The sequence below is a fragment of the Rhodococcus sp. 06-1474-1B genome, from assembly GCF_002258885.1.
Classification (GTDB): domain Bacteria; phylum Actinomycetota; class Actinomycetes; order Mycobacteriales; family Mycobacteriaceae; genus Rhodococcoides; species Rhodococcoides fascians.
In genome coordinates this window covers 291,019-312,915 of the sequence record NZ_NOYR01000023.1, presented here as the reverse complement: position 1 = coordinate 312,915, position 21,897 = coordinate 291,019, and the positions used below count along the sequence as shown (strand labels likewise).

Below are 21,897 nucleotides of genomic sequence, written 5' to 3'. Positions count from 1 at the left end.
CACTGAGAGGCCGAGCGAGGCTTGGTGCCCGCACGACCTCGGGTTATCTCCGATGGACGTTCATCGTTGGTGCTTCACGGTGTGCTCATCAGTGCTGTTGCCTGTTCTTGTCGACGGGTGTTGCTCTTGTCGTGTTCTCGCCGTGCAGCCGTTCGTGCTCGTCGAGCACGTCCGATACTGCGGACGATTCCACATTTCCCGATATCCGAAACGCGCGGCCGAAGACTCGGCGACGTTCCGCATTGTGCAGGCATTCTCGGTTGTAGTGCAACCAAGCACCACGACCGGACATCGAATGCCGGATGTCGGGGACGAGAGCGAATTCGTACGAACCAGCTTCTCGAACCACGATCCTCAACAGATCGGCGGCCGGCACTCGCTCCCTGCACCCGACACATGTACGAATCGGCCGGCTTGTCACAACCGGATTCTCGCGTTCACGTCTCCGAGCGGAGAGGTCGTTACCGAACCATCGACCACTCTACCGCTGTATTGCCTCGATCTCCGCATTCCGGCCCTAGGCGCTGGTCGTCTCGGGTGCCGCCGCGTCACTGCGGATGTCGATACGCCAACCGGTCAATCGAGCGGCAAGTCGAGCGTTCTGCCCTTCCTTGCCGATCGCCAGCGACAACTGGTACTCCGGGACCACCACTCGCGCCGCGCGAGCGGCTGCGTCCACCACGGTCACAGACACAACCTTCGACGGCGACAGTGCATTCCCGACGAACGTCGCCGGGTCCTCGTCGAAGTCGATGATGTCGATCTTCTCGCCGGCCAGTTCGCTCATCACATTCCGCACGCGCTGCCCCATCGGCCCGATACATGCACCCTTGGCGTTCAGGCCCGAGACCGTCGACGCGACCGCGATCTTCGAGCGGTGCCCTGATTCACGCGCTACCGCCACGATGTCGACCGAACCGTCGGCGATCTCGGGCACCTCGAGCGCGAACAACTTGCGCACCAGATTGGGGTGTGTGCGCGAGAGCGTGATCTGCGGGCCGCGGTTGCCCCGCGCGACTCCGACGACGTAGCACTTGATGCGCTCACCGTGCTCGTACGTCTCCCCCGGAACCTGCTCGGCGGGCGGAAGCAGGCCGTCGGCCCCGTTCGCCTCGCTGCCGATCCGGACGATGACGGTGCCCTTGGCGTTGGCGCGCGTATCGCGCTGAATGACGCCGTTGACGATTTCACCCTCGTGGGTCGAGTACTCCCCGAAGGAGCGCTCGTGCTCCGCATCGCGCAAACGCTGCAGAATCACCTGACGAGCGGTGGTGGCAGCGATCCGGCCGAAGCCTTCCGGCGTGTCGTCCCACTCGGAGATCAGATTGCCCTCGGCGTCGAACTCCTTGGCCATAACGCGGACGGAACCGGTCTTGCGATCGACGTCGATTCGCGCGTTGGACTGGTGCCCCTCGGTGTGCCGGTAGGCGGTCAACAACGCGGTCTGGATCGTCGAGATCACCATCTCGATCGGAACGCCCTTGTCCGCCTCGATGGCGCGCAGAGCTGCAATATCGATATTCACTTGTCCGACCCTTCTTCCGGTGCTTCCACATTCACGATTTCGTCGGTGTTCGCGGGTGACGGCCTACCGCCCACCACGCCGCCCGCAAGATCCATCTCTTCTGCGGTCGGCCGCGAAAATTCTACCTGCACAACAGCTTTCACAACATCGGCCAGCGCGATCGATCGTGTCGAGAGAACTCCCTTGTCCTTGATCACGAGGGCAACCGAGTCACCGTCGAGAAGTCCGACGCGGCCCTCGACCTTGCCGTCGGCGAGTTCGATCCGCACCTTGCGACCACGCGCGCGACGCCAATGCCGTGGTTGTGTCAACGGGCGATCGATTCCGGGAGTGGTGACCTCGAGGGTGTACGGCGCTTCGCCGAAATCGGTCACGCCGTCGAACACATCGGAGATCACCCGGCTCAATTCCGGTAACGCGTCGAGGTCGACGCCGTCTTCACGGTCGACCATGATGCGCACGGCACTGTGCTTACCGGCAGCGACCACGTTCACGTCCTCGAGGTCGTAGCCCCGATCTCGAACCAGGTCGCCGAGCAGTTCGACAACCCTTTCCTGGGACGGAACAGGCATGTCGCGAACTCCTCGTGTGTAGTTGTCGGCAATGCGGCACAGGTGCGCCGGACCGCGTTTGGTGAACCAACAGACTACCGCCCCGCAGGTGGTGCTCGCGACCACGCACGGCCGAGGCGACACACGGGCACGGCGCGTGTCGCCTCGAGGGTCCCACACGGTCGAGGGTCTGGCACGATATCGGGGTGCCCACGCCGACCGCCCCTCTCTCGTTGAACAGACGTGGGTTGTTCCGGCTCGCCGGTGCCGCCGTCCTCACTGCGGTCACGGCGTCGACCGTCACGGCTTGCGGCGCGGAGGAAATCTCCGGTCCCGCACTCGATTCTCTGACGGCACAGTTGCGCTCCGCTCGCTCCGACGCCGCGGCTGCGTCTTCGGCGGCAACGGTCGCTCCCGATTACGCAGGAGCTCTCGGCGTGGTCGCGGCCCAGCGGGCCGAACATGCGGATGCACTCGAGACCGAGATCGCCCGGGCTACCGGAGCGACCACCGACACCTCGTCGGCGACTGCCACGACGACCACGACCGCGGCCCAGTCCGCGCCGCCACCCGATCTCGTCGCGGTGCGCGATGCGCTGACCGCCTCGGCACGCAGTGCGGCGACCGCCGCCCGCGACGAAAGCGGTTATCGCGCCGGCCTTCTCGGGTCGATCAGTGCCTCGTGCACGGTGTTCGCTCAGGTGGTACTCGCATGAGCGATCTCGGACCCGAACAACAGGGGCTCGTCGATGCACTCGTCGCCGAGTACGCAGCCGTCTTCGCGTACGGGATCGTCGCGGCGTTCTCCAACCCGACCCGAGCAGACATGGTGGCCGCGTGCACCGCGGCACACCGAGCGCGTCGAGACTCGACCATCGACGCACTCCGCGCGGCCAGCGTCACAGCGCCCCTGCCCGATCCGGCATACGCGTCGCCGTTTCCGGTGACCGATGCGATCTCGGCTGTGCAGCTCGCTGTTCAGGCAGAGATCGACACGAGTGTGGCGTGGCGTTCGGCCGTCGAGCGCAGTCGATCCGGCGGCACGCGCGAGATGGGCGTCCAGGCACTGACCGAGGCCGCGATCAGACTGGCCACATGGCAGCAGATCCTGGGTGTCATCCCGTCGTCGACGGCCTTTCCCGGTCAGCCGTGACCACGTCGTCCGCGCGACCGGCGGAACGACCCGGCATGAACAGTGCCGCAACCAATCCGATCGCCACCGCCCCTGCGCCTACGAGTAGAGCGGGTGCCAACGCGTCGGTGTATCCAGCGGGGGTGAGTGATCCTCCGTTTCCGATGAACACCGCCGTCAGGACGGCGATTCCGAGCGCGATTCCCACTTCCCGCACAGTGGAGTTCGCACTGCTCGCCGTGGCGTGATCGTCGTCGGCCATGTCTCGCAACACTGCGGTCGCCGAGGGCGCGAAGGTCAACCCCATGCCGACTCCGGCCATCAACAGCGCGGGCACCATCGACAGGTAGGCGGTGTCGGGTCCGAGGATCAGTGCCATCCACACCAGTGACAGCGACTGCAACGCCAGTCCGGACACCAACAAGCCGCGCAAGCCGACTCGATCGGCCACGAGACCCGCAATGGGTGCGACCACCATAGGCGCGGCGGTCCAGGGCAATGTGCGCAGGCCCGCCTCCAACGGGCTGTAGTGCATCACTATCTGCAGGTACTGAGCAAGCAGGAACACGGCCCCGAACATGCCGAGCGAGAACGTGATTCCGATGATGTTCGCCAGCGTGAAACTGCGTGATCGGAAGAGCGTCAACGGCAGTACCGAGAACGGGGTTCGCCATGCTCGGGAGACGAACGCGAGGAGAAGCACCGCAGAGCCGACGAAGCTCGCGAGCACGGTGGTCGATGCCCATCCGTCGTCGTTGCCGTGGACCACCGCCCACACGAGCAAGAACACCCCGCCGCCCGCGAGCACCACACCCAGCAGATCGAGAGGTTGCCTGCGTCCGGTCGACTCGGTCAGGGCGATGTACGCCAGCGGTACCGCGACGAGCGCCACCGGGACGTTGATCCAGAAGATCGCTTGCCAGGAAATACCGTCGACGACCGCACCACCGACGACAGGCCCGAGTGCGACACCGAGGCCCGAGACACCGCCCCAGATTCCGATTGCCATGGCGCGCTTGGCAATCGGGACGACAGCTGCGAGCAGAGTCAGCGACAGCGGCATGATCGCCGCGGCACCGAGGCCCTGTATCGCCCGCGCGGCGATGAGCATTGCCGGACTCGTGGCGAGCGCGCTGGCCACGGAGGCCGCGGTGAACAGCGCTATCCCGCCGAGGAACACCGCGCGCCTGCCCCAGCGATCGCCCAAGGTCGCTGCAGTGAGCATGAATGTCGCGAAGCTCAGCGTGTAGGCGTTGAGAAACCACTGCAGCTGTCCGACCGACGCATTCAGATCCTGCTGAACCACCGGCAGCGCGCTGGTCATCACCAGATTGTCGAGGGTCGCCATGAACATGGGCAGGGATGCGGCGACGATTCCCAGCCACACGGGAATCGACCGAGCGGCGGGGTGCACTGCAGGCGGAGCGGCTGTTGCGGTCATGGCGAACGTCCCGTCTCGAGTTTGTAAGCATCGAATGATTACTTATGATGCGACCGTAAGTTATCGACTGATAACCTGTCAACATGTCCGACACTCCCACGCCCAAGCCCCGAGCAACCCGAATGGACGCGGCCGACCGTCGAGAACTCGTCCTCGACGCCGCGACACGAGCGTTCGCACGCGGGGGCTTTGCCGGAACGAGCACCGATGCGGTGGCGAAGGAAGCGGGCGTCTCGCAGCCGTACGTGGTTCGGATGTTCGGAACCAAAGTCGAATTGTTTCGGCTGGTCTTCCAACGCTCCATCGACGGGATCATGACGGCGTTCGACGCAGTGCTCGCTTCGGGGCCTCTGGACCCAGCGGACGACGAGACCTGGGCCGACCTGGGCGGTGCCTACGCCGATCTGGTGGCCGATCGCGACCTCTTGATGGTCATGATGCACGGGTTCGGTGCAGGGTCGGTACCCGAGATCGGCCGCCAGGCACGAGAAGGAATGGGCGCGATCTACAACCAGATCCGCAGCGGTACCGGGTGTTCAGAAGATCAGGCTCGGCAGTTCATCGCGCACGGAATGCTGCTCAACGTCTTGTTGTCGATGCAGGCACCGGAGCATCCGGAGGACAGCGACGGACTGCACGAGATGACGATGTGCGCGTTCGGAACCAAGCTCGTCCCAGCCGATTCCGGACAGCTGTGACGCCTAGGGGCGCATCTCGTACCGACCGTCGTACGTGACGACGTCGTTCCAGACCGTCTCGAATCGTGCTGCGTCCACCACCGGCTTGCGTACGGCGTCCAGCGCCCATTTCTGCTGTGCATCGGTCGACGACGGCTTTCCGTACAGCGCGACGGCGTAGCCGGAGAAGTCCCTGATCTGGAAGTCGAAGATCTGGTCCAGCATGTCGGTGGAGATCTCGTCGGCCTGTTCGAGGATCAGGTGGCCGTAGACGACGAGTGAGAACAGATGCCCCACCACGAGCAGGAAGTCGAGGTCCTGTTGCTGCGACTCGTCGGGGGCGCACTCGGCGAGGAACGACGCGAACGCCTGGGCCTGCTCGTAGAAACGACCCACGTTGGGAACACCGGAATGCTTGCGATACACCGGGTTCCAATCGTGGAACCGAACCGAACTCGCGCCGCGAGCGGGGCCTTGGGCGAAGAAGAATCCGTCGTCGACGGCGTCGGTGAACGTGGCCACCTCCGCCTGATCGGTGGGCGAGAACATGTATGCCGGCATGAACTTGAGCATCAGGGCGACGTTGACATGCACCGTTCCCTCGAGTTTCGGCAATGTTCCGATGAGTTGCGCGGCTTCACGGAAGTAGGTGTTCTTCTCGTACCCCTTGGCGGCGATGACGTCGTGCAGCAAGCGAACCACCGACTCGCCCTCGGACGTCACCTTGGCCTTGGTCATGGGGTTGAACAACAGGTAGCGGCGGTCGCCGGGACCCGCAGCGCGGAAGTAGTCCAGAGCACGCGCGCTGAACAGCTTCATGGCGGTCAGCCGCGAGTAGGCATCGACAAACGCACTGCGCACGTGGGGGAATTCGGTGACACGGTTGCCGTACAGAATCCGATTGTTGGCGTGTGTGATCGCCTCGTAGAACGCGTGCTCGCAGATGCCGATCGAGCCGGTGCAGAGGTTGAACTTGCCGACGTTGACGGTGTTCAGTGCAGCCGAGAACGCGTCGGGTCCGGTATGCAGAATGTCCTCGCGGCGAACGGGATAATTCTCGAGCGAGAAGGTACTGACGTACATCTGGCCGTGAACGACGCTCTCGCGCAACCGATACGCGGGATGCGAGCTGTCGGCGACGAAGAAGACGTACGACTCCGGCCCGTCGATGTCGGTGCGTCTACCGAACACCGACACCATGCCCGCCACGTTGCCGTTACCGATGTAGTACTTCTCCCCCGACGCGGTGAACTCGAGGTCGTCGTCGACGGCGGACGTCAACAGCATGTCGGTGGAGTAGACGTCGGCACCGTGTGCGCGCTCGGACAATCCGAATGCCATGACGCCGCCGCGGTCGAGCTCTCGCGCTGCGCGGCGCTTGGCGTCGTCGTTGTCGCTCATCCAGATCGGGCCGAGGCCGAGCACCGTGACCTGCCAGGTGTACCAATAGGCCAAGCCGTAGAACCCGAGAATTTCGCTCAGAGCGGCGTTGCGGGCAGCGTCCCAACGAGCGTTGGGCAACCCGTTGGCATACTCGGCCGGCGTCGAGAACGTGGCGAACAGTTTCTGGGCTGCGACGAACTCGAGGAAGTCGGCGGGCCAGACTCCCTCGAGATCGTCGGCGAGCAGCCTGGCCTTACCGCGATCCTCGAACCAATCGATCAGTGCGCGGAGCTGACGACGAGACTCCTCGTCGAGCTCGGCGGGATCGAAAGTTGTCGGATCGAACAGCGCAAACTGAGCCACGGTGTGACCTCTCCTAGTCGTGTGACCCGAAGCTACCAGCGAGTAGACCGGCGCGTGGGGAGATCGAGCGTGGAGAGATCGGGACGGGCTGTTACGTGGTGGCGCGCACCGCGGCGACGATCTCGTCGACCGCGGAATCGATGTCGAGTTCACGGCTCTCACCCGAGAAGCGGTCCCGGATTTCGACCCTGCCATCGGCCCAACCGCGGCCGAGGACGACGACGAGCGGAACACCGATCAGTTCGGAGTCCTTGAACTTCACGCCGGGCGAGGCCTTGCGGTCGTCGAAGAGAACCTCGATGCCCTGCGAATCGAGTTGCGTCGCAATGGATTCTGCGCCGGCGCGCGCGGCCTCGTCCTTGTTCGCGATCACCAGATGTACGTCGGCGGGTGCTACCTCCGACGGCCACCGAAGGCCCTTGTCGTCGTGCATCTGCTCGGCGATGACGGCCACCAGACGGGAGACACCGACGCCGTAGGAACCCTGTACGAGTCGCACGGGCTTGCCGGTCTCGCCGAGTACGTCGACCGAGAATGCATCGGTGTACTTGTAGCCCAACTGGAAGATGTGCCCGATCTCGATTCCGCGAGCGCTGACCAGCGGCCCCTGTCCGTCGGGTGACATGTCCCCGTCACGCACCTCGGCGGCCTCGATGGTGCCGTCGGGAACGAAGTCGCGGCCGGCCACGAGGTTCACCACGTGCTTGCCCTGCACATCGGCACCGGTGATCCACGATGTTCCGTTCACCACCCGGGGGTCGACGAGGTAGCGAACTCCGTTGGCCTGCAGCGCACGTGGCCCGATGTATCCCTTGATCAGAAACGGGTGAGCAGCAAAGTCCGCGTCGGTCAGCAATGCGAATTCGGCAGGCTCTAGCGATGCTTCGAGGCGCTTCTCGTCCACCTCACGGTCACCGGGCAGGCCGATGGCCAGCAGCTCCCACTCGCCACCGGCGGACCGCACCTTGAGCAGGATGTTCTTGAGCGTGTCGGCACCGGTGACGGTACGACCCAGATCTGCGCCGTTCGCCCACTCGACCAGCGTCGCGATGGTGGGAGTGTTGCCCGTCTCGTAGTCGACCGCGGCAGGCTGCCCCTCGATGGCGATGGGGTCCGGTGCCGGGGTCGTGACGGCCTCGACGTTGGCCGCGTATCCCGATTCGATGCACCGAACGTAGGTGTCCTCGCCGATGTCGCTCTCGGCCAGGAATTCCTCGGACGCACTTCCGCCCATCGCGCCGGACGTCGCGGCGACGATGACGTAGCTGACCCCGAGCCTGGCGAAGATGCGCTGGTAGGCGTCGCGGTGTGCGGCGTAGGACCGCTTCAGTCCGTCCTCGTCCATGTCGAAGGAGTAGGAATCCTTCATGACGAATTCGCGTCCGCGCAGAATGCCGGCGCGAGGACGCTCTTCGTCGCGATACTTGGTCTGAATTTGGTACAGCGTGACCGGCAGGTCCTTGTACGAGTTGTATTCGGCCTTGACCGTCAACGCGAACAGCTCTTCGTGGGTCGGACCGAGAAGCATGTCGTTGCCCTTGCGATCCTGCAACCGGAACAGTGCGTCCCCGTATTCGGTCCACCGGTTCGTCGTCTCGTACGGCTCACGCGGCAGCAGGGCGGGCAGCGAAATTTCCTGCGCCCCGATGGCGTTCATTTCCTCGCGGACGACGCGTTCGACCTGTCGCAGCACCCGGAGACCCAGCGGCAGCCACGAATAGACGCCCGGCGCGATACGACGAACGTAGCCTGCGCGAACCAACAGCTTGTGACTGTCGACCTCGGCGTCGGCCGGGTCGTCGCGAAGGGTACGAAGGAACAGCTGCGAAAGACGGGTGATCACGGGTTGTCAGACTAGTCGGTGGTGCAGCGCCTGCGGATAGGCGGCCGCGAAGTGAGTAGCCTTGACCCCCGTGCTGATTCTGCTGCCTCCCTCCGAGACGAAGTCCGACGGCGGTTCCGGAGCACCTCTCGATCTGGGCCGGTTGTCGTTGCCGTCCCTGCTTCCGCTCCGCCGAACGCTTGCCGACGCCCTGGTCCGGCTCTCCGACGACGTCGACGCGTCCATCACCGCGCTCGGTCTCGGTCCGACCCAGGTGGACGAGATCGAACGGAACGCTCGCCTGTTCGCCTCGCCCACCACTCCGGCCCTGCGCCGGTACACAGGAGTGCTGTACGACGCTCTCGGGGCGTCGACCTTCACCCGTGCCGGACGCGCGCGTGCGGATGCCAGGCTGTGGATCGGGTCGGCACTGTTCGGGGCCGTTCGCGCGTCCGACCCGATTCCGGCCTACCGCCTCTCCGGCGGATCGACGATTCCCGGCTTCGGCACACTGCGATCACATTGGAAGCCGGAACTGTCCGAGGCCCTTCTCACCGAGGCCGAGGGAATCGTCGTCGACCTCCGGTCCGGCACCTATCAACAGCTCGGGCCCATCCCCGGGGCGATCACGGCAACGGTGCTCACCGAGAAGCCCGACGGCAGTCGGTCGGTGGTGAGCCACTTCAACAAGCATCACAAGGGATTGCTCGCCCGCGCGCTGACCCTGACCACGGCCGAGCCCAAAGATGTGAAAGCTGTTGCGCGCGTGGCGTCGAAGGCGGGTCTTCGAGTCGAAGTGGCGTCGGACACCGAACTGATCGTGCTCACCGAATGAGCGCCGTTCCGGAACTGCTCAGACAGGGAGCCGAGGCGTCGGTCGGCAAGAACAAGAGTCAACGCATCGCCGACGACATCGCCGACCGTCTGGTCTCGATGCAAGCGAACGAACTCGGCACGCTGGCACTGACCAACATGATCGGCACACTGTACGAAAACGGCTGGCAACCACTGGATCTGATGCATGTGGTCCGGCGTCAGCACACGGTGGCCGTGACGAATCTCGCTGCCGCGGCACTGCTGCACCATGCCGATCTCATCGAAGCGGACTCCCGCGCCCCGCACGATTGGGTCGATCAGATGTCGGCGATCTGCGAACAGTTCCCGACGGTCGCAGCCCGAGTCGACGCCACTCCCGACTTCCTCACGGCGTACCTCGTGGCGTCCGGCAAGTCCGACTACATCGCCGCCAGCGATCAGTGGCTCGACGTGCTCACTCTGCTCGGCCAGTGGCAAACCCTCCCCCGTTGGCCGCAACTGGGTGCCAAGCCCTCGCAATGGCCCCGCACACGCTCGTCGGTGCCGACGACCACCGGCTCGGATTCACCGAACAGCAAGATGCTGGCCAAGATTCGCGGTCTGCTGGCCAAGGCCGATGCCACCGATTTCGCGGAGGAGGCCGAGACGCTGACCGCCAAGGCGCAGGAGTTGATGACGCGATACTCGATCGACACGCTGCTGTTGGCCGAGGGTCATCTCGACGTTCGCGGTCGACGGGTGCACATCGACAGTCCGCACGCACCCGCCAAAGCCCAGCTCTTGCACGTCGCCGGTACTGCCAACCGGGTCAAGACGATCTGGGACGCGGAGTACGCCGTTGCGACGCTGGTGGGCGCGCCGGTAGACGTGGAACAGGCCGAGCTCGTCTTCACCTCGTTGCTGGTGCAGGCAACCCGAGCTCTCGGCCACTCGCCCGAAGCCAAGAAGCGAAAGAAGGCCGGCTCGGCCGCATTCGGCAAGGCGTTCCTCTACGCCTACGCCATCCGAATCGGAGATCGTCTCACCGATGCCGACGCGCATGCCCTCGACGAGGCGAGACAGGAATCGGGCGACCTGCTGCCGATTCTCGCGGCACAGACCGTTGCCGTGGAAGCGGAGTTCGACCGCCTCTTTCCCACCGCCAAGCCGATGCGCGGCCCGCGCCTCGATGCCGAAGGATGGGATTCGGGACGAGCCGCGGCCGACCGAGCCGATCTGTCCCGCTGAAACATTCCACGAGGTTCGTCGACCGATTCGGGAACTGTTGTAGCTTCAAGTCAGTTGAGCAGACATGAACCGAACACGCGCAGCTGCTCGACTCACCGTGCCCGTTCTGGTCGCACTGTCCGCCATCACGGCGTGCGGTACGTCGCCCTCCACCCCGGAGCCGAACGACGTCTCCGTAGCCGCGCAGTCGCCCGACGACCGCTCCGACAGCGTCACCGAATCACGCAACGAAGAAGCAGCGCTGACGCTCTTCGAATCTGCATTCACGGCCGAAGAACCTGCCGCCGCCGCGTCGGTCGTGGCGGAGAACGCCGTCGATCGACCTGGACCAGCGGTGGGGCCCGACGCGATCGTCGCCCGATTCGAGGCCACCCGGACACGGATTCCCGGTGCACGAGCCGTCGTCAAGCATGTCGCGGCCGATGGCAGATGGGTCGCAGTGCACTGGCAGGCCACCGCTGATCCGGCATCCGAGACCACCGGTGAAGCGAACATCGACCTCTTCGCCTTCGACGGCGGCAAGGTCACCGAGCACTGGGCCATGACGCAATCCGTGCCGGCCACGTCGATGAGCGGCAACACCATGTTCAGTGACCTCTACCGCTACCCGACCGCGCCCACCGAGCCGACCGAGGACGAGGAAGAGCGCCGACGTATGTCGGTGACGGCTACCTACGACGCGCTCTTCCGCGAACACGACGCGTCCGTGCTCGGGACCGACTTCGCCCCGTCCTACCTGCAACACAATCCGATTGCGGGCAACGGCACCGCGGCACTGCAACAGTTCTTCGCCGGCGGCGCGCAGTTCCCTGCCTCGGAATCGGTCGTCTCGCTGGCCGACGGCGATCTGGTGTGGACGTTCGCGAAAGCGCCGGGCGCAGCAGAATCCGACCCCTTCGTCGCGGGAGACATCTTCCGGTTCGACGGTGCCATCGTCGAGCACTGGGACGTCGTTCCGGAGTAGCGACCGCTGTCGGTCGATGACCGCCGGCAGGGCAAAATGGACCGGTGCCCGAGACTCTCGACGACATCGTGACCAGGACATCGGAACTACTGGCCGAGCGCGACGTGGCCGCGTTGTCGACCCTGATGGCGGGTCTGTCCACGACGAACGCGGTCAGAATGCTCGAACGGGTCGACTCGGCGCAGCGGGCGGTTCTGTTTCGGCTGTTGCCCAAGGACGAGGCCGTCGTCGTGTTCGAGCGCTTCGACGCGACCATTCGCAGCGAGCTGTTCGAGAGTTTGCGTAGCGACGACGTCATCGCCCTGTTCGAGAACCTCGATCCCGACGACCGAGTGGAACTGCTCGACGAGCTGCCCTCCAACATCGCGCATCGCATGATGCTCGGCCTGTCGCCCGCCCAACGGGCGCTTACCGCACCGATGCTGGGCTACGACCGCGGTTCGGTAGGCCGTCGAATGAGCCCGGAGTACGTGCGCCTACGCAGCGACACCACGGCAGCCGAGGCTCTCGACGCGGTGCGACGGACCGGTCCCGACGCAGAATCGGTGTACCTGCTGCCCATCACCGACGACCATCGCACGTTGCTCGGTGTGGTGACGCTCGCCGATCTGGCGACGGCGGAATCGACAACGCCGGTCGGAGAGCTCCATTCGTCGCATCCGGTGGTGCGGGCGGACTCGTCGGCGGAGGTCGCGGCACGTCTGTGTTTCGAGCATCGCAGTCCGGCGGTGGTGGTGGTCGATTCCGAACAGCGCCTGATCGGCATCCTCACCCTCGAGCAGTCCTCTCGCATTCTCGAGGAGGCCGAGGACGAGGACGCCGCCAGGGCGGGCGGTGCAGAACCGCTGCGTCGGCCGTACCTGTCGACGCCGGTCCTGTCCATCGTTCGTTCGCGCGTGGTCTGGCTGCTCGTGTTGGCGTTGTCGGCCATCCTCACCGTGCAGGTGCTCGAGATCTTCGAGCATGCACTGGCCGCGGTGGTGACCCTCGCGCTGTTCATTCCGCTGCTCACCGGCACGGGCGGGAACACCGGTTCGCAGGCCGCGACCACGGTGACCCGCGCGCTCGCCCTGGGTGACGTCCGCCCGCGCGACATCGCCGCTGTGCTGTTTCGCGAGGTCCGCGTCGGCGCGACGATGGGAGCGATGCTCGGAACGTTGGGGTTCGTCATTGCCGGACTCGTCTACGACTGGCACCTGGGCCTGGTCATCGGCACGACGCTGCTGTCGATATGCACGCTCGCCGCGACGGTCGGCGGTGCGATGCCGCTGATCGCCAAGAAGATCGGCGTCGACCCCGCGGTGTTCTCGACGCCCTTCATCTCGACCTTCTGCGATGCGACCGGCCTGATCGTCTACTTCCTCATCGCCAAGGCCGTACTGGGAGTCTGATCGGCCCCGCTCGTCAGCCCTTCTGGGCGTCTTCCTGCGCGGCCTGCGCCTGGGCCACCTGCTGCGGGGTGTATCGGATGAACAGTGCGGCGATGCCGGCGATCACGGCGCAGACCGCGCAACAGAACAGCGCGAACATGTACCCGGAACTCAGTGCGTCGAGCTGACTGTCGTTCATCAGAGTCGCCGGCCCGGATATGCCGCCGAGGGACAGTGTTCGCGACGTGACCAGTGCCCCGATGACGGCCAGCGCCAGAGGACCGCCGAGGGTCTGGGCGACCAGCGAGATTGCCGTCAGCGGACCGATTTCGGTGGGGCTCACGCCCGCGATGGCGCACAGAGGCAGCGGAACGACCGTCAGACCGACGCCGAAGCCGATCCCGATCACCGGGAAGAACAACCCTGGGAAGTACGCCGAATCCGCGTCCATCGTCGTCACGGACACCAGCAGCCAGCCGACCATGATGACCGCACCACAGAGAATGAGCCAGCGCGGAGCGATCCGAGTCACCAGTTGCGACGCGAGGAACGCCGCGGCACCGAGACCGAAGGCGAACGGCACGAAAGCCAGGCCGGCATGCAGCGGGCTGTAGCCCAGAATGTCCTGCACGAACAACGCCACATATGCAGCGAGACAGAACATGACCCCGCCGGCGAAGAAGATCGCGACGAAGGTCGCCACTCGATCGCGACTGACGAACAACGAGAACGGCAGCAGCGGGTTCTCGGCCCGTCGCTCGACCAACAGGAACAATCCGAGGAACAGCAGTCCGGCGATCAACGACACGATGACGATCGGGCTAGACCAGCCCAGCTCGGTACCCTCGCTCAGCGCGAGGACCACACCCGTGCAGCCCAGGGTCGCCAGGATCGCACCCGGCACGTCCAGGGCGAGCTTCGCCCCGACGGTCTCCTGCAGCGACACGACGGCGAGCACGACGATGACGATGCCGATCGGTACGTTGATCAGGAAGATCCAACGCCACGACACCTCGGTCAGAGCGCCGCCGATGATGAGCCCGGCAATGGACCCGACACCGGTCATGGCGGCGTAGATGGCGATGGCCTGATTACGCACCGGGCCAGGAGCGAATGTCGTGGCCACCAGCGCGAATGCCGTGGGCGACGCCACCGCGGCACCGACCCCCTGCAGTGCCCTCGCCGCAACGAGCGTGGCTTCGTTGACTGCCAGTCCGCACAGCAACGAGGCGATCGTGAACAGGACGACGCCGGCGAGGAACATCTTCTTTCGCCCGAAGGCGTCGCCGAGCCTGCCGCCGAGCAACATCAGCCCACCGAAGGCCAACGCGTAGGAGGTCAACACCCAGTTGCGCCCGGCGTCGGACAGACCCAGATCGGCCTGCAGCGGAGCCAAGGCCAGGTTGGCGACGGTGCCATCGAGAACCACCATCAGTTGCAGCCCGCTCAGGACGATGATCGCCATCCCGAACGCTCGAGTCGTCACCGGGTACTTGATCTCGGTGGCGGAGGTGTTGGACATCGATGACTCAGGCACGAGCGTTCACGTTACCGGCGTGTACAGAGAACCCGGCCACGGTGCCGATGACGACGATCGCCGGCGGCCTGATTTCGGCCTCGCGGACCGCGTCGGCGACGGTGCTCAACGTGGCCCGAACTTCACGTTGGGTGCGCATGGTGCCCTCCTGAACGACGATGACGGGGGTGTCCGACGGGCGGCCGCCCGCCACGAGTACATCGGCGAACAGCCCGATGCGCTCGACGGCCATCAGCAACACGATTGTGCCCTTGAGCTTGGCCAACGCGTCCCAGTCGACCAGAGAATCGGGATGATCGGGGGCCACGTGACCGCTCACGACGACGAATTCGTGGGTGACGGCGCGATGCGTCACCGGGATTCCGGCCGAGGACGGAACCGAGATCGCGCTGGTGATGCCCGGTACCACCGTGACCGGAATGCCCTCGGCGGCCAGCGCTTCGAGCTCCTCGTAACCGCGACCGAAGACGTACGGGTCACCGCCCTTGAGCCGAACCACGAACTTGCCGGCCTTGGCACCGTCGATCAGCGCCTGGTTGATGGCTTCCTGCGCCATTGCCCGGCCGTATGGAATCTTCGAGGCGTCGATGACCTCGACGTGTGGTCCGAGTTCGGCGAGCAACTCGGGTGGAGCCAGCCGATCGGCCACCACGACGTCCGCGTATGCCAGCAGTCTGCGGCCCCGGACGGTGATCAGATCCGGGTCGCCCGGCCCGCCGCCCACGAGCGCGACACCGGTCAGCGGCGCGTGCACCGAGTCGGCCACGACGCCGGACTGCAGCGCTTCGACGACGGCATTGCGCACGGCGGCCGATCGGCGATGTTCGCCGCCTGCCAGCACTCCCAGCGTGAGGCCGTCCCATTCGGCCGACGCCGGAGTGACGGCTGTGCCGTCCTTGGCGATGTCGGCACGGACACAGAAGATCTTGGACGCGGTCGCTTCCGCAACAATGGCGATATTGGTCTCGGCCTCGTCGGTGCAGGCGATGGCGTACCAGGCGTCGGCCAGATCGCCGTGGCGGTAATCGCGCAGTTCGAGCGTCACCTGCCCTGCTGTCGCCATTGCCTCCACGGCCGGAGTGGCCTCGCGGGTGACCACGTGGACCACTGCTCCGGACGAGATCAACAGCGGTAGTCGACGCTGTGCGACGGTGCCGCCACCGACCACGACGACGCGCCGCCCTTCGAGATTCAGGCCGACCAGATAGGGAGAGTCAGTCGCGTTCACGAGAGGAAACGCTACCGCGCGCGCTGGACTCGCTTCTCGTCCCATACGGGCTCGGCTGCTTCGTAAACCTGCCCGGTGGCACCGAACACCAGGAATCGATCGAAACTGCGGGCGAACCACCGGTCGTGTGTCACTGCGATCACGGTGCCCTCGAATGCCGCGATGGCGTCTTCGAGCGCATCGGCCGACATCAGGTCGAGGTTGTCGGTCGGCTCGTCGAGCAGCAGCAGCGTGGCGCCGGATAGCTCGAGCAGAAGAATCTGCACACGTGCCTGCTGCCCGCCCGACAGATTGTCGTAGGACTGTTCGGCCGCGCGGGCCAGACCGTATCGGTCCAACGCTCGGCCGGCAGCCTCACGGCCCATGCCGTCCCGGTGCTCGTTGCCCATGTGAAGAATCTCGAGCAGCGTGTTGCCGGCAAGATCCGGACGCGTGTGCGTCTGCGCGAACAGACCGGGCCGTACCCGGGCCCCGAGTACCGCTGTCCCGGTGTGCGGAACGGGCGCGAGTGCGAGTTCCTGGACCGGCTCGTGCTCCTTCTCGGGATCGGTGCCGCCGTTGGCGAGCAGACGCAGGAAGTGCGATTTGCCCGAGCCGTTGGAACCCAATACCGCCACGCGATCGCCGTACCAGATCTCGGTGTCGAACGGTTTCATCAGGCCGGTCAGTTCCAGGGCCGTGCACACGAGCGCACGCTTGGCCGTTCGACCACCGCGCAACCGGACGGTGACGTGCTGCTTGAGCGGCACGGCCTCGGGCGGTCCGGCCTCCTCGAATTTGGCCAGTCGCGTCTGCGATGCGTGGTAGCGGGCGGCGACGCCGTCGTTGAACTTCGCCTTCTCGCGCAGACGCAACACCAGCGCGCGCAGTTTGACCAATTCCTCGTCCCACCGCCTGCGCAGTTCGTCGAGTCGCGCATTCCGGTCTTCCCGCGCTGCGTGATACGTCGCGAACCCACCGCCGTGCACCCACGCGGTGGCCCCGCTCACCCCCGGCTCCAGGGTCACGATCCGGTTGGCAGCGTTGGCGATGAGCTCCCGGTCGTGGCTGATGAACAGGACGGATTTGTCGGAGTCGCGAATGGTCGCTTCGAGCCAACGTTTGCCGGGCACGTCGAGGTAGTTGTCCGGCTCGTCGAGCAGCAGCAGATCGTCGGTGCCGGCGAACAACGACTCGAGCACGAGCCGCTTCTGCTCACCGCCACTGAGCGTCGAAGCCGCGCGCCACTTCGCGCGATCGAACGGCATACCGAGTGCAGCCGTGGTCACCTTGTCCCAGAACGGTTCCAGGTCGTAGCCGCCCACGTCGCCCCAATCGGACAGGGCCTGCGCGTACTTCATCTGGGTCTTCTCGTCGTCGACCTCGATCATCGTGTTCTCGGCGGCGTCGAGCGCAGCAGCTGCGGACCGCACGGCTGGGGACGCGACCGACAGCAACAGGTCACGCACCGTCGAGTCGTCTCGCAATTGCCCGACGAACTGCCGCATCACCCCGAGCGAACCGGAGCTCGACACCGCGCCCTCGTCGGGAGCCTCGTCGCCCGCCACGATGCGCGTCAACGTCGTCTTACCGGTTCCGTTGGGCCCGATCAGTGCGGTCTTGGCACCGTCGCCCACCCGGAAGCCGACGCCGTTGAGCAGCTGCCGTCCGTCGGGCAGGAAGTACACGATGTCGTTGAGTTCGAGATGGGCCACAACGAACCAGCCAACCCCATAAGCCCCTCGATGGCCAATCGTTTTCACCCGAGCATGGCGGGGATGCCTGCTCTAGGCGAGCGCCAGGCTGGACGTTCGTGTCAGGACCTGCTTCCCGGCATCGTCGACGTGGGCATGGTGGACCTGCAGTCGCGCCGAGTCGCCGTGCAGGGTCAGCAGCATGACCCCGTTGTCGAACCACGGGCCCGCCTCTGCCTGCCACTCGACACCCGACGGGCCCACATGGGCGGCCCGCGCGAGCTTCGACAGGATCCTCGCCGCCGGGCGTTTGACGGCAAGTTTGTTGACCGCGCGGATCGGCAGATTCAGCGGATTGCGGAACGGAGACATCGTCAGCTGATACGTCGCAGGCACGTCGCGCCCGCCGACGCCGAAGTCGGCGTTGGCGACGTACGAGCAGTGCACGTCTCCCGAGAGCCACATGATCGACGCGGGCTTGTCGTCACCGCGCGAGAGCTCACGCGTCAGGGCTGCCATGTCGTTGAACGAGTTGGTGAATGCGGCCCAGTGCTCGAGGTCGAGTCCGATTCGCATCTTTTCGGCCACCTTGGCCGACCTCTGCCCCCAACTCCCCTGTGCCACAGCCTCGTTCCACTGTTCGAGATGATGCAGTGCCGGCAGCATCAGGTACGGCAGTGACGATCCGAACAGCAGGTGTCGGGGCGTCGTCTCGAGTGCGCGCTCGCGGACCCACGCCCATTCCTTCTCGTCGACCATTTCGCGGTTGTCGGGGTCAAGATTTCTTGAGCAGCGTGAGTCGATCATGATCAGACGGGTGTCGCCGAAATCTCGATAGAAGCTCCACCGGCCGGTCTCGGGGGCTCGATCGACACGTAACGCGAAGTCGGCCAACAGTTTCTCGCGATCCGCGTCGGTCTCGGCGGAGCGAACGGCGGCGTACATCTCGTCCCCCGCCAGTTCTTTCGGCGAGAGATTGCCCAGATGTTGATACACCCAGTACGACGAGTACGCCCCGATCACGCGGTCGTTCCACCACGGCCGGGTCTCGATGTCACGACGCCAGGAGGCCGACGAATTCCAGTCGTCGCGCAGATCGTGATCGTCGAGAATCATGCACGACGGGATGCTCGCCAACAGCGTCCGCACCGGCTCGAGTCCCCACGATTCCCGGTACAGCCACGAGTACTCCTCGAAGTCGCAGATCTCGTTCTCCGCGTCGGTGCCGATGGCACTGGTCGGTCCCTCTCCCGACTCCCGTCGCGCCTGCAGTCGTTCGACTATCTCGGGCGACGGGTCGTCGGCGTACACCTGGTCACCCAGAAGCAAGAGGGCCTGGGGCCACTGGCCCGGATCCTGCTCGATGAGGGTAGATCCGAGCCCGGCGAGTGCATCGGCACCGATCGTCTTCAGAGACTTCGCGCTGTAATCGTCGCCGCGCCGACACGACCCGAACGCAAGCGTGACCGGCCCCGCTGCGTCCACGGTGTGGATGCTGGCTCGCTTGCCGTCCTCCGGCCACACCCTGTGCTCGTCGACGAACACCTCGTAGCTCACCGGCGCGTTGGCGGGCAGGCCCTCGAGAGGAACGAGAGCGAAGTGGTGACCGTGCACTCCCCACGTTCGTTCCGATGCTCGGACGCCGGGATCGGTGACGACGGTGACGGTGCACGGGTGCGCCATCTCGAACCACAGGGTCGCGGTCTCGGTGCCGACATAACGAACGATCGGGCCGAGTAGAACCAGACTGTCGGAACTCATTCGACCCACAGTGCCCTCGTCGGCTCGCTTTCGCCAGTCAGTGCGGCAGATCCGCCGGTTCTTCGTCCGTCGCGGCCACCGCGACGACCACGGTGGCCCCGACTGCCTTCGGAACCAGCAGGCGCCGCGCCGAGCCGGCCAACAGAGCCGACGCTTCCGCGACGCTGGCAGTACCGACTGCGTCTCGCACCCGGTCCGACCCGGATTCGGTGACGACTGCAGACAGGTCCGACGCCGAGAACGTCGCTCCTCGAACACCCATTCTCGACGCGATCGCTGCCACCAGTTCTGCTTTTCGGTCGATCGATGCGATGCTCACCACCGACCAGTTCTCGTGCATCACCTCGGTGATCGCCTGCAGTACCTCGTCGGGTCCGACCCCTGCTCTGGTGCCGATTCCGATGACGACGCCGCGCCTCACACGCACGCGTAATCGTGTGCGGCAGAAACGAATCGCGTGATGGACTCGGGGTTTCCCGCCGCGTGTGTGTGCAGATACGACGCGTGGACACCACCCTGCACGAAACCCTCGCGTGCGGCGGTTCTGCCGTCGACCCCGTGCTTGTGCCAACCCCACGCCGCCGGTGCGCTCTCTCGGACGTCCACCAGTTTCGTTCGGTGGAATTCGTGGCCGGTGACGCGGCTACCCGCGTCGAACTGCGTCGACGATTCGAGGGCGACGGCATCGCGGTATCCGAGGGTGAGCGTGTTCCCGAATTCCGCGTCGACGTCGACTACTCCGGCCATGGCGTGGCCGTCCAATCTCTTTGCGAGATAAAGCAACCCGGCGCATTCGGCATGTATGGGCAATCCGCGGGCTGCAGCTGTCCTGATATCGGCGAGTAGCACTTCGTTCGCCGCGAGGGCGGCGGCATGTTCTTCCGGGAACCCGCCGGGAAGTACCACTCCTGCTGTGCCCGAGGGTAATCCGTCGCGCAGCGGATCGAAGACCGCAACATCTGCGCCGGCAGCCCTGAGCAGTTCGACGTGCTCGGTGTAGCCGAAGGTGAACGCCGGGCCGCCGGCGACAGCGATCACCGGTGCGCCGCCGGACGGTCTGACCTCGAGCGCAGGGTTCCAGGCCGGGACGGTCACCGACGAACGCGCCAGAGCCTCGACCGCCTCGATGTCCACGAACTGTGCGACCAATGCACTCATCGCGTCGACCGCATCGGTAGCGGCACCGCCGTGCTCCACCGCGGTGATCAGCCCCAGATGCCGTGATGGAACGACCAATTCACTCATCCTCGGCAGGGAGCCCAGAACCGGAACACCCACTCGTTCGCAGGCCTGACGGAGCACCTGTTCGTGCCGATCACTGCCGACGCGGTTGAGAATCACACCGCCGATCCGCACACTCGAGTCGTAGGTGGAGAATCCGTGCAGCACGGCGGCGAGGGATTGACTGTGCCCGCGTGCGTCGACCACGAGCACCACCGGCGCGCCGAGCATGGCCGCCACTCGCGCGGTCGAGCCCTCGGCGGACGCCTCCCCCGGACCGGTCATGTCGATCTTGCCGTCGAACAGGCCCATGACGCCTTCGACCACCGCGATGTCGCAGCCGCTGCTGCCGTGCAGAAACAGTGGGCCGATGCGGTCGGCACCGACCATGACCGCGTCGAGATTTCGACCGGGCAGGCCCGCGGCGAGCGAGTGGTAACCGGGATCGATGTAGTCCGGGCCGACCTTGAACGGAGCGACCCGACGGCCGGCACCGCGCAGGGCACCCATAAGTCCGGTGGCGACCGTCGTCTTTCCGCTGCCCGACGCGGGTGCCGCGATCACCACGGCCGGACACGACCGGTTCACCATTCGATGCCCCGCTGCCCTTTTCGACCCGCATCCATCGGGTGCTTGGCCTTGGTCATCTCGGTGACGAGGTCGGCGGCCGCGATCAACTCCGGCGGAGCGTCGCGGCCGGTGATGACGACGTGTTGATTGCCCGGCCGATGTGTCAGCACCTCGACCACCTCCGCGACGTCGACCCAGCCCCACTTGAGTGGATAGGTGAATTCGTCCAACACGTAGAAGCGATGGGATTGCTGCTCGATGCGCCGTGCGATCTCACGCCAGCCTTCGGCCGCGGCGTCGGCGTGGTCGACCTCGCTGCCCTTCTTGCGAGTCCACGACCACCCCTCGCCCATCTTGTGCCATTCGACAGCGCCGCCGATTCCCGTGCTCTCGTGCGCGTCGCCCAGAGCACGAAATGCCGCTTCCTCGCCCACCTTCCACTTCGCGCTCTTGACGAACTGGAAGACGCCGACATCGAAACCCTGGTTCCAGGCCCGCAAGGCCATTCCGAACGCAGCGGTCGATTTCCCTTTGCCGGGACCGGTGTGCACGGCGAGCACCGGCAGATTGCGGCGCTGACGTGTCGTGAGGCCGTCCTCCGGAACGGTTCCCGGAGCAGGTACTCCCTGTGGCATC

20 protein-coding genes are annotated in these 21,897 nt (G+C 65.5%); 7 read left to right on the top strand and 13 right to left on the bottom strand.

The annotated features are described in order from the left end of the window. Positions 1-88 precede the first annotated feature (88 nt). From CH266_RS11705 to rimP, 3 genes are all read right to left on the bottom strand, one after another. Positions 89-421 carry a YlxR family protein gene (locus tag CH266_RS11705; protein ID WP_052053323.1) on the bottom strand — a complete coding sequence of 111 codons (333 nt, stop codon included), beginning with the start codon at positions 419-421 and terminating at the stop codon, positions 89-91. Positions 422-517: 96 nt separating this feature from the next. Further along, on the bottom strand, positions 518-1,525 hold the full coding sequence (nusA, locus tag CH266_RS11700; protein ID WP_027496745.1) for a transcription termination factor NusA: 1,008 nt from the start codon (positions 1,523-1,525) through the stop codon (positions 518-520). Then, entirely contained in the window at positions 1,522-2,097 is a 576-nt protein-coding gene (gene rimP, locus CH266_RS11695) for a ribosome maturation factor RimP (RefSeq protein ID WP_032370966.1), read from the bottom strand. The genes nusA and rimP overlap by 4 nt, the downstream gene beginning before the upstream one ends. Before the next feature lie 185 nt (positions 2,098-2,282). Here rimP and CH266_RS11690 point away from each other — a divergent pair, with 185 nt between their 5' ends. Together CH266_RS11690 and CH266_RS11685 are read left to right on the top strand one after the other, a co-directional pair. Further along, positions 2,283-2,792 (top strand): hypothetical protein, encoded by a 510-nt coding sequence (locus CH266_RS11690; protein ID WP_217900999.1) that lies wholly within the window; start codon positions 2,283-2,285, stop codon positions 2,790-2,792. Continuing rightward, positions 2,789-3,229: a ferritin-like domain-containing protein gene (locus CH266_RS11685; protein WP_048318331.1), complete on the top strand. Its 441-nt coding sequence runs from the start codon at positions 2,789-2,791 to the stop codon at positions 3,227-3,229. The genes CH266_RS11690 and CH266_RS11685 overlap by 4 nt, the downstream gene beginning before the upstream one ends. On the opposite strand, the gene CH266_RS11680 is transcribed toward CH266_RS11685, so the two are convergent. Further along, a complete protein-coding gene (locus CH266_RS11680; RefSeq protein ID WP_094715318.1) occupies positions 3,192-4,649 on the bottom strand; it encodes a DHA2 family efflux MFS transporter permease subunit in 1,458 nt (485 codons plus the stop codon). The genes CH266_RS11685 and CH266_RS11680 overlap by 38 nt on opposite strands. Before the next feature lie 83 nt (positions 4,650-4,732). On the opposite strand from CH266_RS11680, the gene CH266_RS11675 reads away from it, so the two are divergent. After that, complete coding sequence (locus tag CH266_RS11675; RefSeq protein ID WP_032366433.1) at positions 4,733-5,347, top strand: TetR/AcrR family transcriptional regulator; 615 nt, start codon at positions 4,733-4,735, stop codon at positions 5,345-5,347. A gap of 3 nt (positions 5,348-5,350) precedes the next feature. Here CH266_RS11675 and CH266_RS11670 read toward each other — a convergent pair whose 3' ends face one another. Next, positions 5,351-7,072, bottom strand: coding sequence for an acyl-CoA dehydrogenase family protein (locus tag CH266_RS11670; protein ID WP_094622442.1), 1,722 nt, complete (start codon positions 7,070-7,072; stop codon positions 5,351-5,353). 91 nt (positions 7,073-7,163) lie between these two features. Next, positions 7,164-8,915, bottom strand: a complete 1,752-nt coding sequence (locus CH266_RS11665) for a proline--tRNA ligase (protein ID WP_032391525.1) — start codon at positions 8,913-8,915, stop codon at positions 7,164-7,166. 70 nt (positions 8,916-8,985) lie between these two features. Between CH266_RS11665 and yaaA the strand changes: the two genes are divergently transcribed. The 4 genes from yaaA (at position 8,986) to mgtE (ending at position 13,292) form a co-directional block, all read left to right on the top strand. After that, positions 8,986-9,729, top strand: a complete 744-nt coding sequence (gene yaaA, locus CH266_RS11660; RefSeq protein WP_032383393.1) for a peroxide stress protein YaaA — start codon at positions 8,986-8,988, stop codon at positions 9,727-9,729. Then, complete coding sequence (locus CH266_RS11655; RefSeq protein WP_032383394.1) at positions 9,726-10,937, top strand: DUF2786 domain-containing protein; 1,212 nt, start codon at positions 9,726-9,728, stop codon at positions 10,935-10,937. Before yaaA ends, CH266_RS11655 begins: the two co-directional genes overlap by 4 nt. Before the next feature lie 64 nt (positions 10,938-11,001). Further along, entirely contained in the window at positions 11,002-11,901 is a 900-nt protein-coding gene (locus tag CH266_RS11650) for a nuclear transport factor 2 family protein (protein WP_032383395.1), read from the top strand. A 44-nt stretch (positions 11,902-11,945) separates the two neighbouring features. Then, on the top strand, positions 11,946-13,292 hold the full coding sequence (gene mgtE, locus CH266_RS11645) for a magnesium transporter (RefSeq protein WP_052055003.1): 1,347 nt from the start codon (positions 11,946-11,948) through the stop codon (positions 13,290-13,292). Positions 13,293-13,305: 13 nt separating this feature from the next. Here the strand turns inward: mgtE and CH266_RS11640 are convergent, their stop codons facing one another. From CH266_RS11640 to cobO, 7 genes are all read right to left on the bottom strand, one after another. After that, positions 13,306-14,793, bottom strand: coding sequence for an MFS transporter (locus CH266_RS11640; protein WP_032383396.1), 1,488 nt, complete (start codon positions 14,791-14,793; stop codon positions 13,306-13,308). A 7-nt stretch (positions 14,794-14,800) separates the two neighbouring features. Continuing rightward, the gene (gene cobA, locus CH266_RS11635) at positions 14,801-16,081 is read right to left on the bottom strand and encodes a uroporphyrinogen-III C-methyltransferase (RefSeq protein ID WP_094715317.1); all 1,281 of its coding nucleotides are present in this window, start codon (positions 16,079-16,081) and stop codon (positions 14,801-14,803) included. Further along, complete coding sequence (locus CH266_RS11630; protein WP_032366426.1) at positions 16,048-17,730, bottom strand: ATP-binding cassette domain-containing protein; 1,683 nt, start codon at positions 17,728-17,730, stop codon at positions 16,048-16,050. The genes cobA and CH266_RS11630 overlap by 34 nt, the downstream gene beginning before the upstream one ends. 72 nt (positions 17,731-17,802) lie before the next feature. Next, entirely contained in the window at positions 17,803-19,470 is a 1,668-nt protein-coding gene (locus tag CH266_RS11625) for a DUF7800 domain-containing protein (protein ID WP_176457072.1), read from the bottom strand. Positions 19,471-19,507: 37 nt separating this feature from the next. Beyond that, on the bottom strand, positions 19,508-19,897 hold the full coding sequence (locus tag CH266_RS11620; protein WP_052068864.1) for a cobalamin biosynthesis protein: 390 nt from the start codon (positions 19,895-19,897) through the stop codon (positions 19,508-19,510). Continuing rightward, positions 19,888-21,282, bottom strand: coding sequence for a cobyrinate a,c-diamide synthase (locus CH266_RS11615; protein ID WP_176457071.1), 1,395 nt, complete (start codon positions 21,280-21,282; stop codon positions 19,888-19,890). Before CH266_RS11615 ends, CH266_RS11620 begins: the two co-directional genes overlap by 10 nt. After that, positions 21,276-21,896 carry a cob(I)yrinic acid a,c-diamide adenosyltransferase gene (cobO, locus tag CH266_RS11610; protein WP_094715315.1) on the bottom strand — a complete coding sequence of 207 codons (621 nt, stop codon included), beginning with the start codon at positions 21,894-21,896 and terminating at the stop codon, positions 21,276-21,278. The genes CH266_RS11615 and cobO overlap by 7 nt, the downstream gene beginning before the upstream one ends. Position 21,897: the final 1 nt, after the last annotated feature.

Excerpts from the sequence above, each read along its gene's own strand:
- CH266_RS11680 (WP_094715318.1), bottom strand. The coding sequence starts at position 4,649 with ATGACCGCAACAGCCGCTCCGCCTGCAGTGCACCCCGCCGCTCGGTCG.
- CH266_RS11650 (WP_032383395.1), top strand. The coding sequence starts at position 11,002 with ATGAACCGAACACGCGCAGCTGCTCGACTCACCGTGCCCGTTCTGGTC.
- cobO (WP_094715315.1), bottom strand. The coding sequence starts at position 21,896 with ATGCCACAGGGAGTACCTGCTCCGGGAACCGTTCCGGAGGACGGCCTC.
- CH266_RS11615 (WP_176457071.1), bottom strand. The coding sequence starts at position 21,282 with ATGGTGAACCGGTCGTGTCCGGCCGTGGTGATCGCGGCACCCGCGTCG.
- CH266_RS11655 (WP_032383394.1), top strand. The coding sequence starts at position 9,726 with ATGAGCGCCGTTCCGGAACTGCTCAGACAGGGAGCCGAGGCGTCGGTC.
- CH266_RS11625 (WP_176457072.1), bottom strand. The coding sequence starts at position 19,470 with ATGAGTTCCGACAGTCTGGTTCTACTCGGCCCGATCGTTCGTTATGTC.
- CH266_RS11685 (WP_048318331.1), top strand. The coding sequence starts at position 2,789 with ATGAGCGATCTCGGACCCGAACAACAGGGGCTCGTCGATGCACTCGTC.
- CH266_RS11640 (WP_032383396.1), bottom strand. The coding sequence starts at position 14,793 with ATGTCCAACACCTCCGCCACCGAGATCAAGTACCCGGTGACGACTCGA.
- rimP (WP_032370966.1), bottom strand. The coding sequence starts at position 2,097 with ATGCCTGTTCCGTCCCAGGAAAGGGTTGTCGAACTGCTCGGCGACCTG.
- cobA (WP_094715317.1), bottom strand. The coding sequence starts at position 16,081 with ATGGGACGAGAAGCGAGTCCAGCGCGCGCGGTAGCGTTTCCTCTCGTG.
- CH266_RS11675 (WP_032366433.1), top strand. The coding sequence starts at position 4,733 with ATGTCCGACACTCCCACGCCCAAGCCCCGAGCAACCCGAATGGACGCG.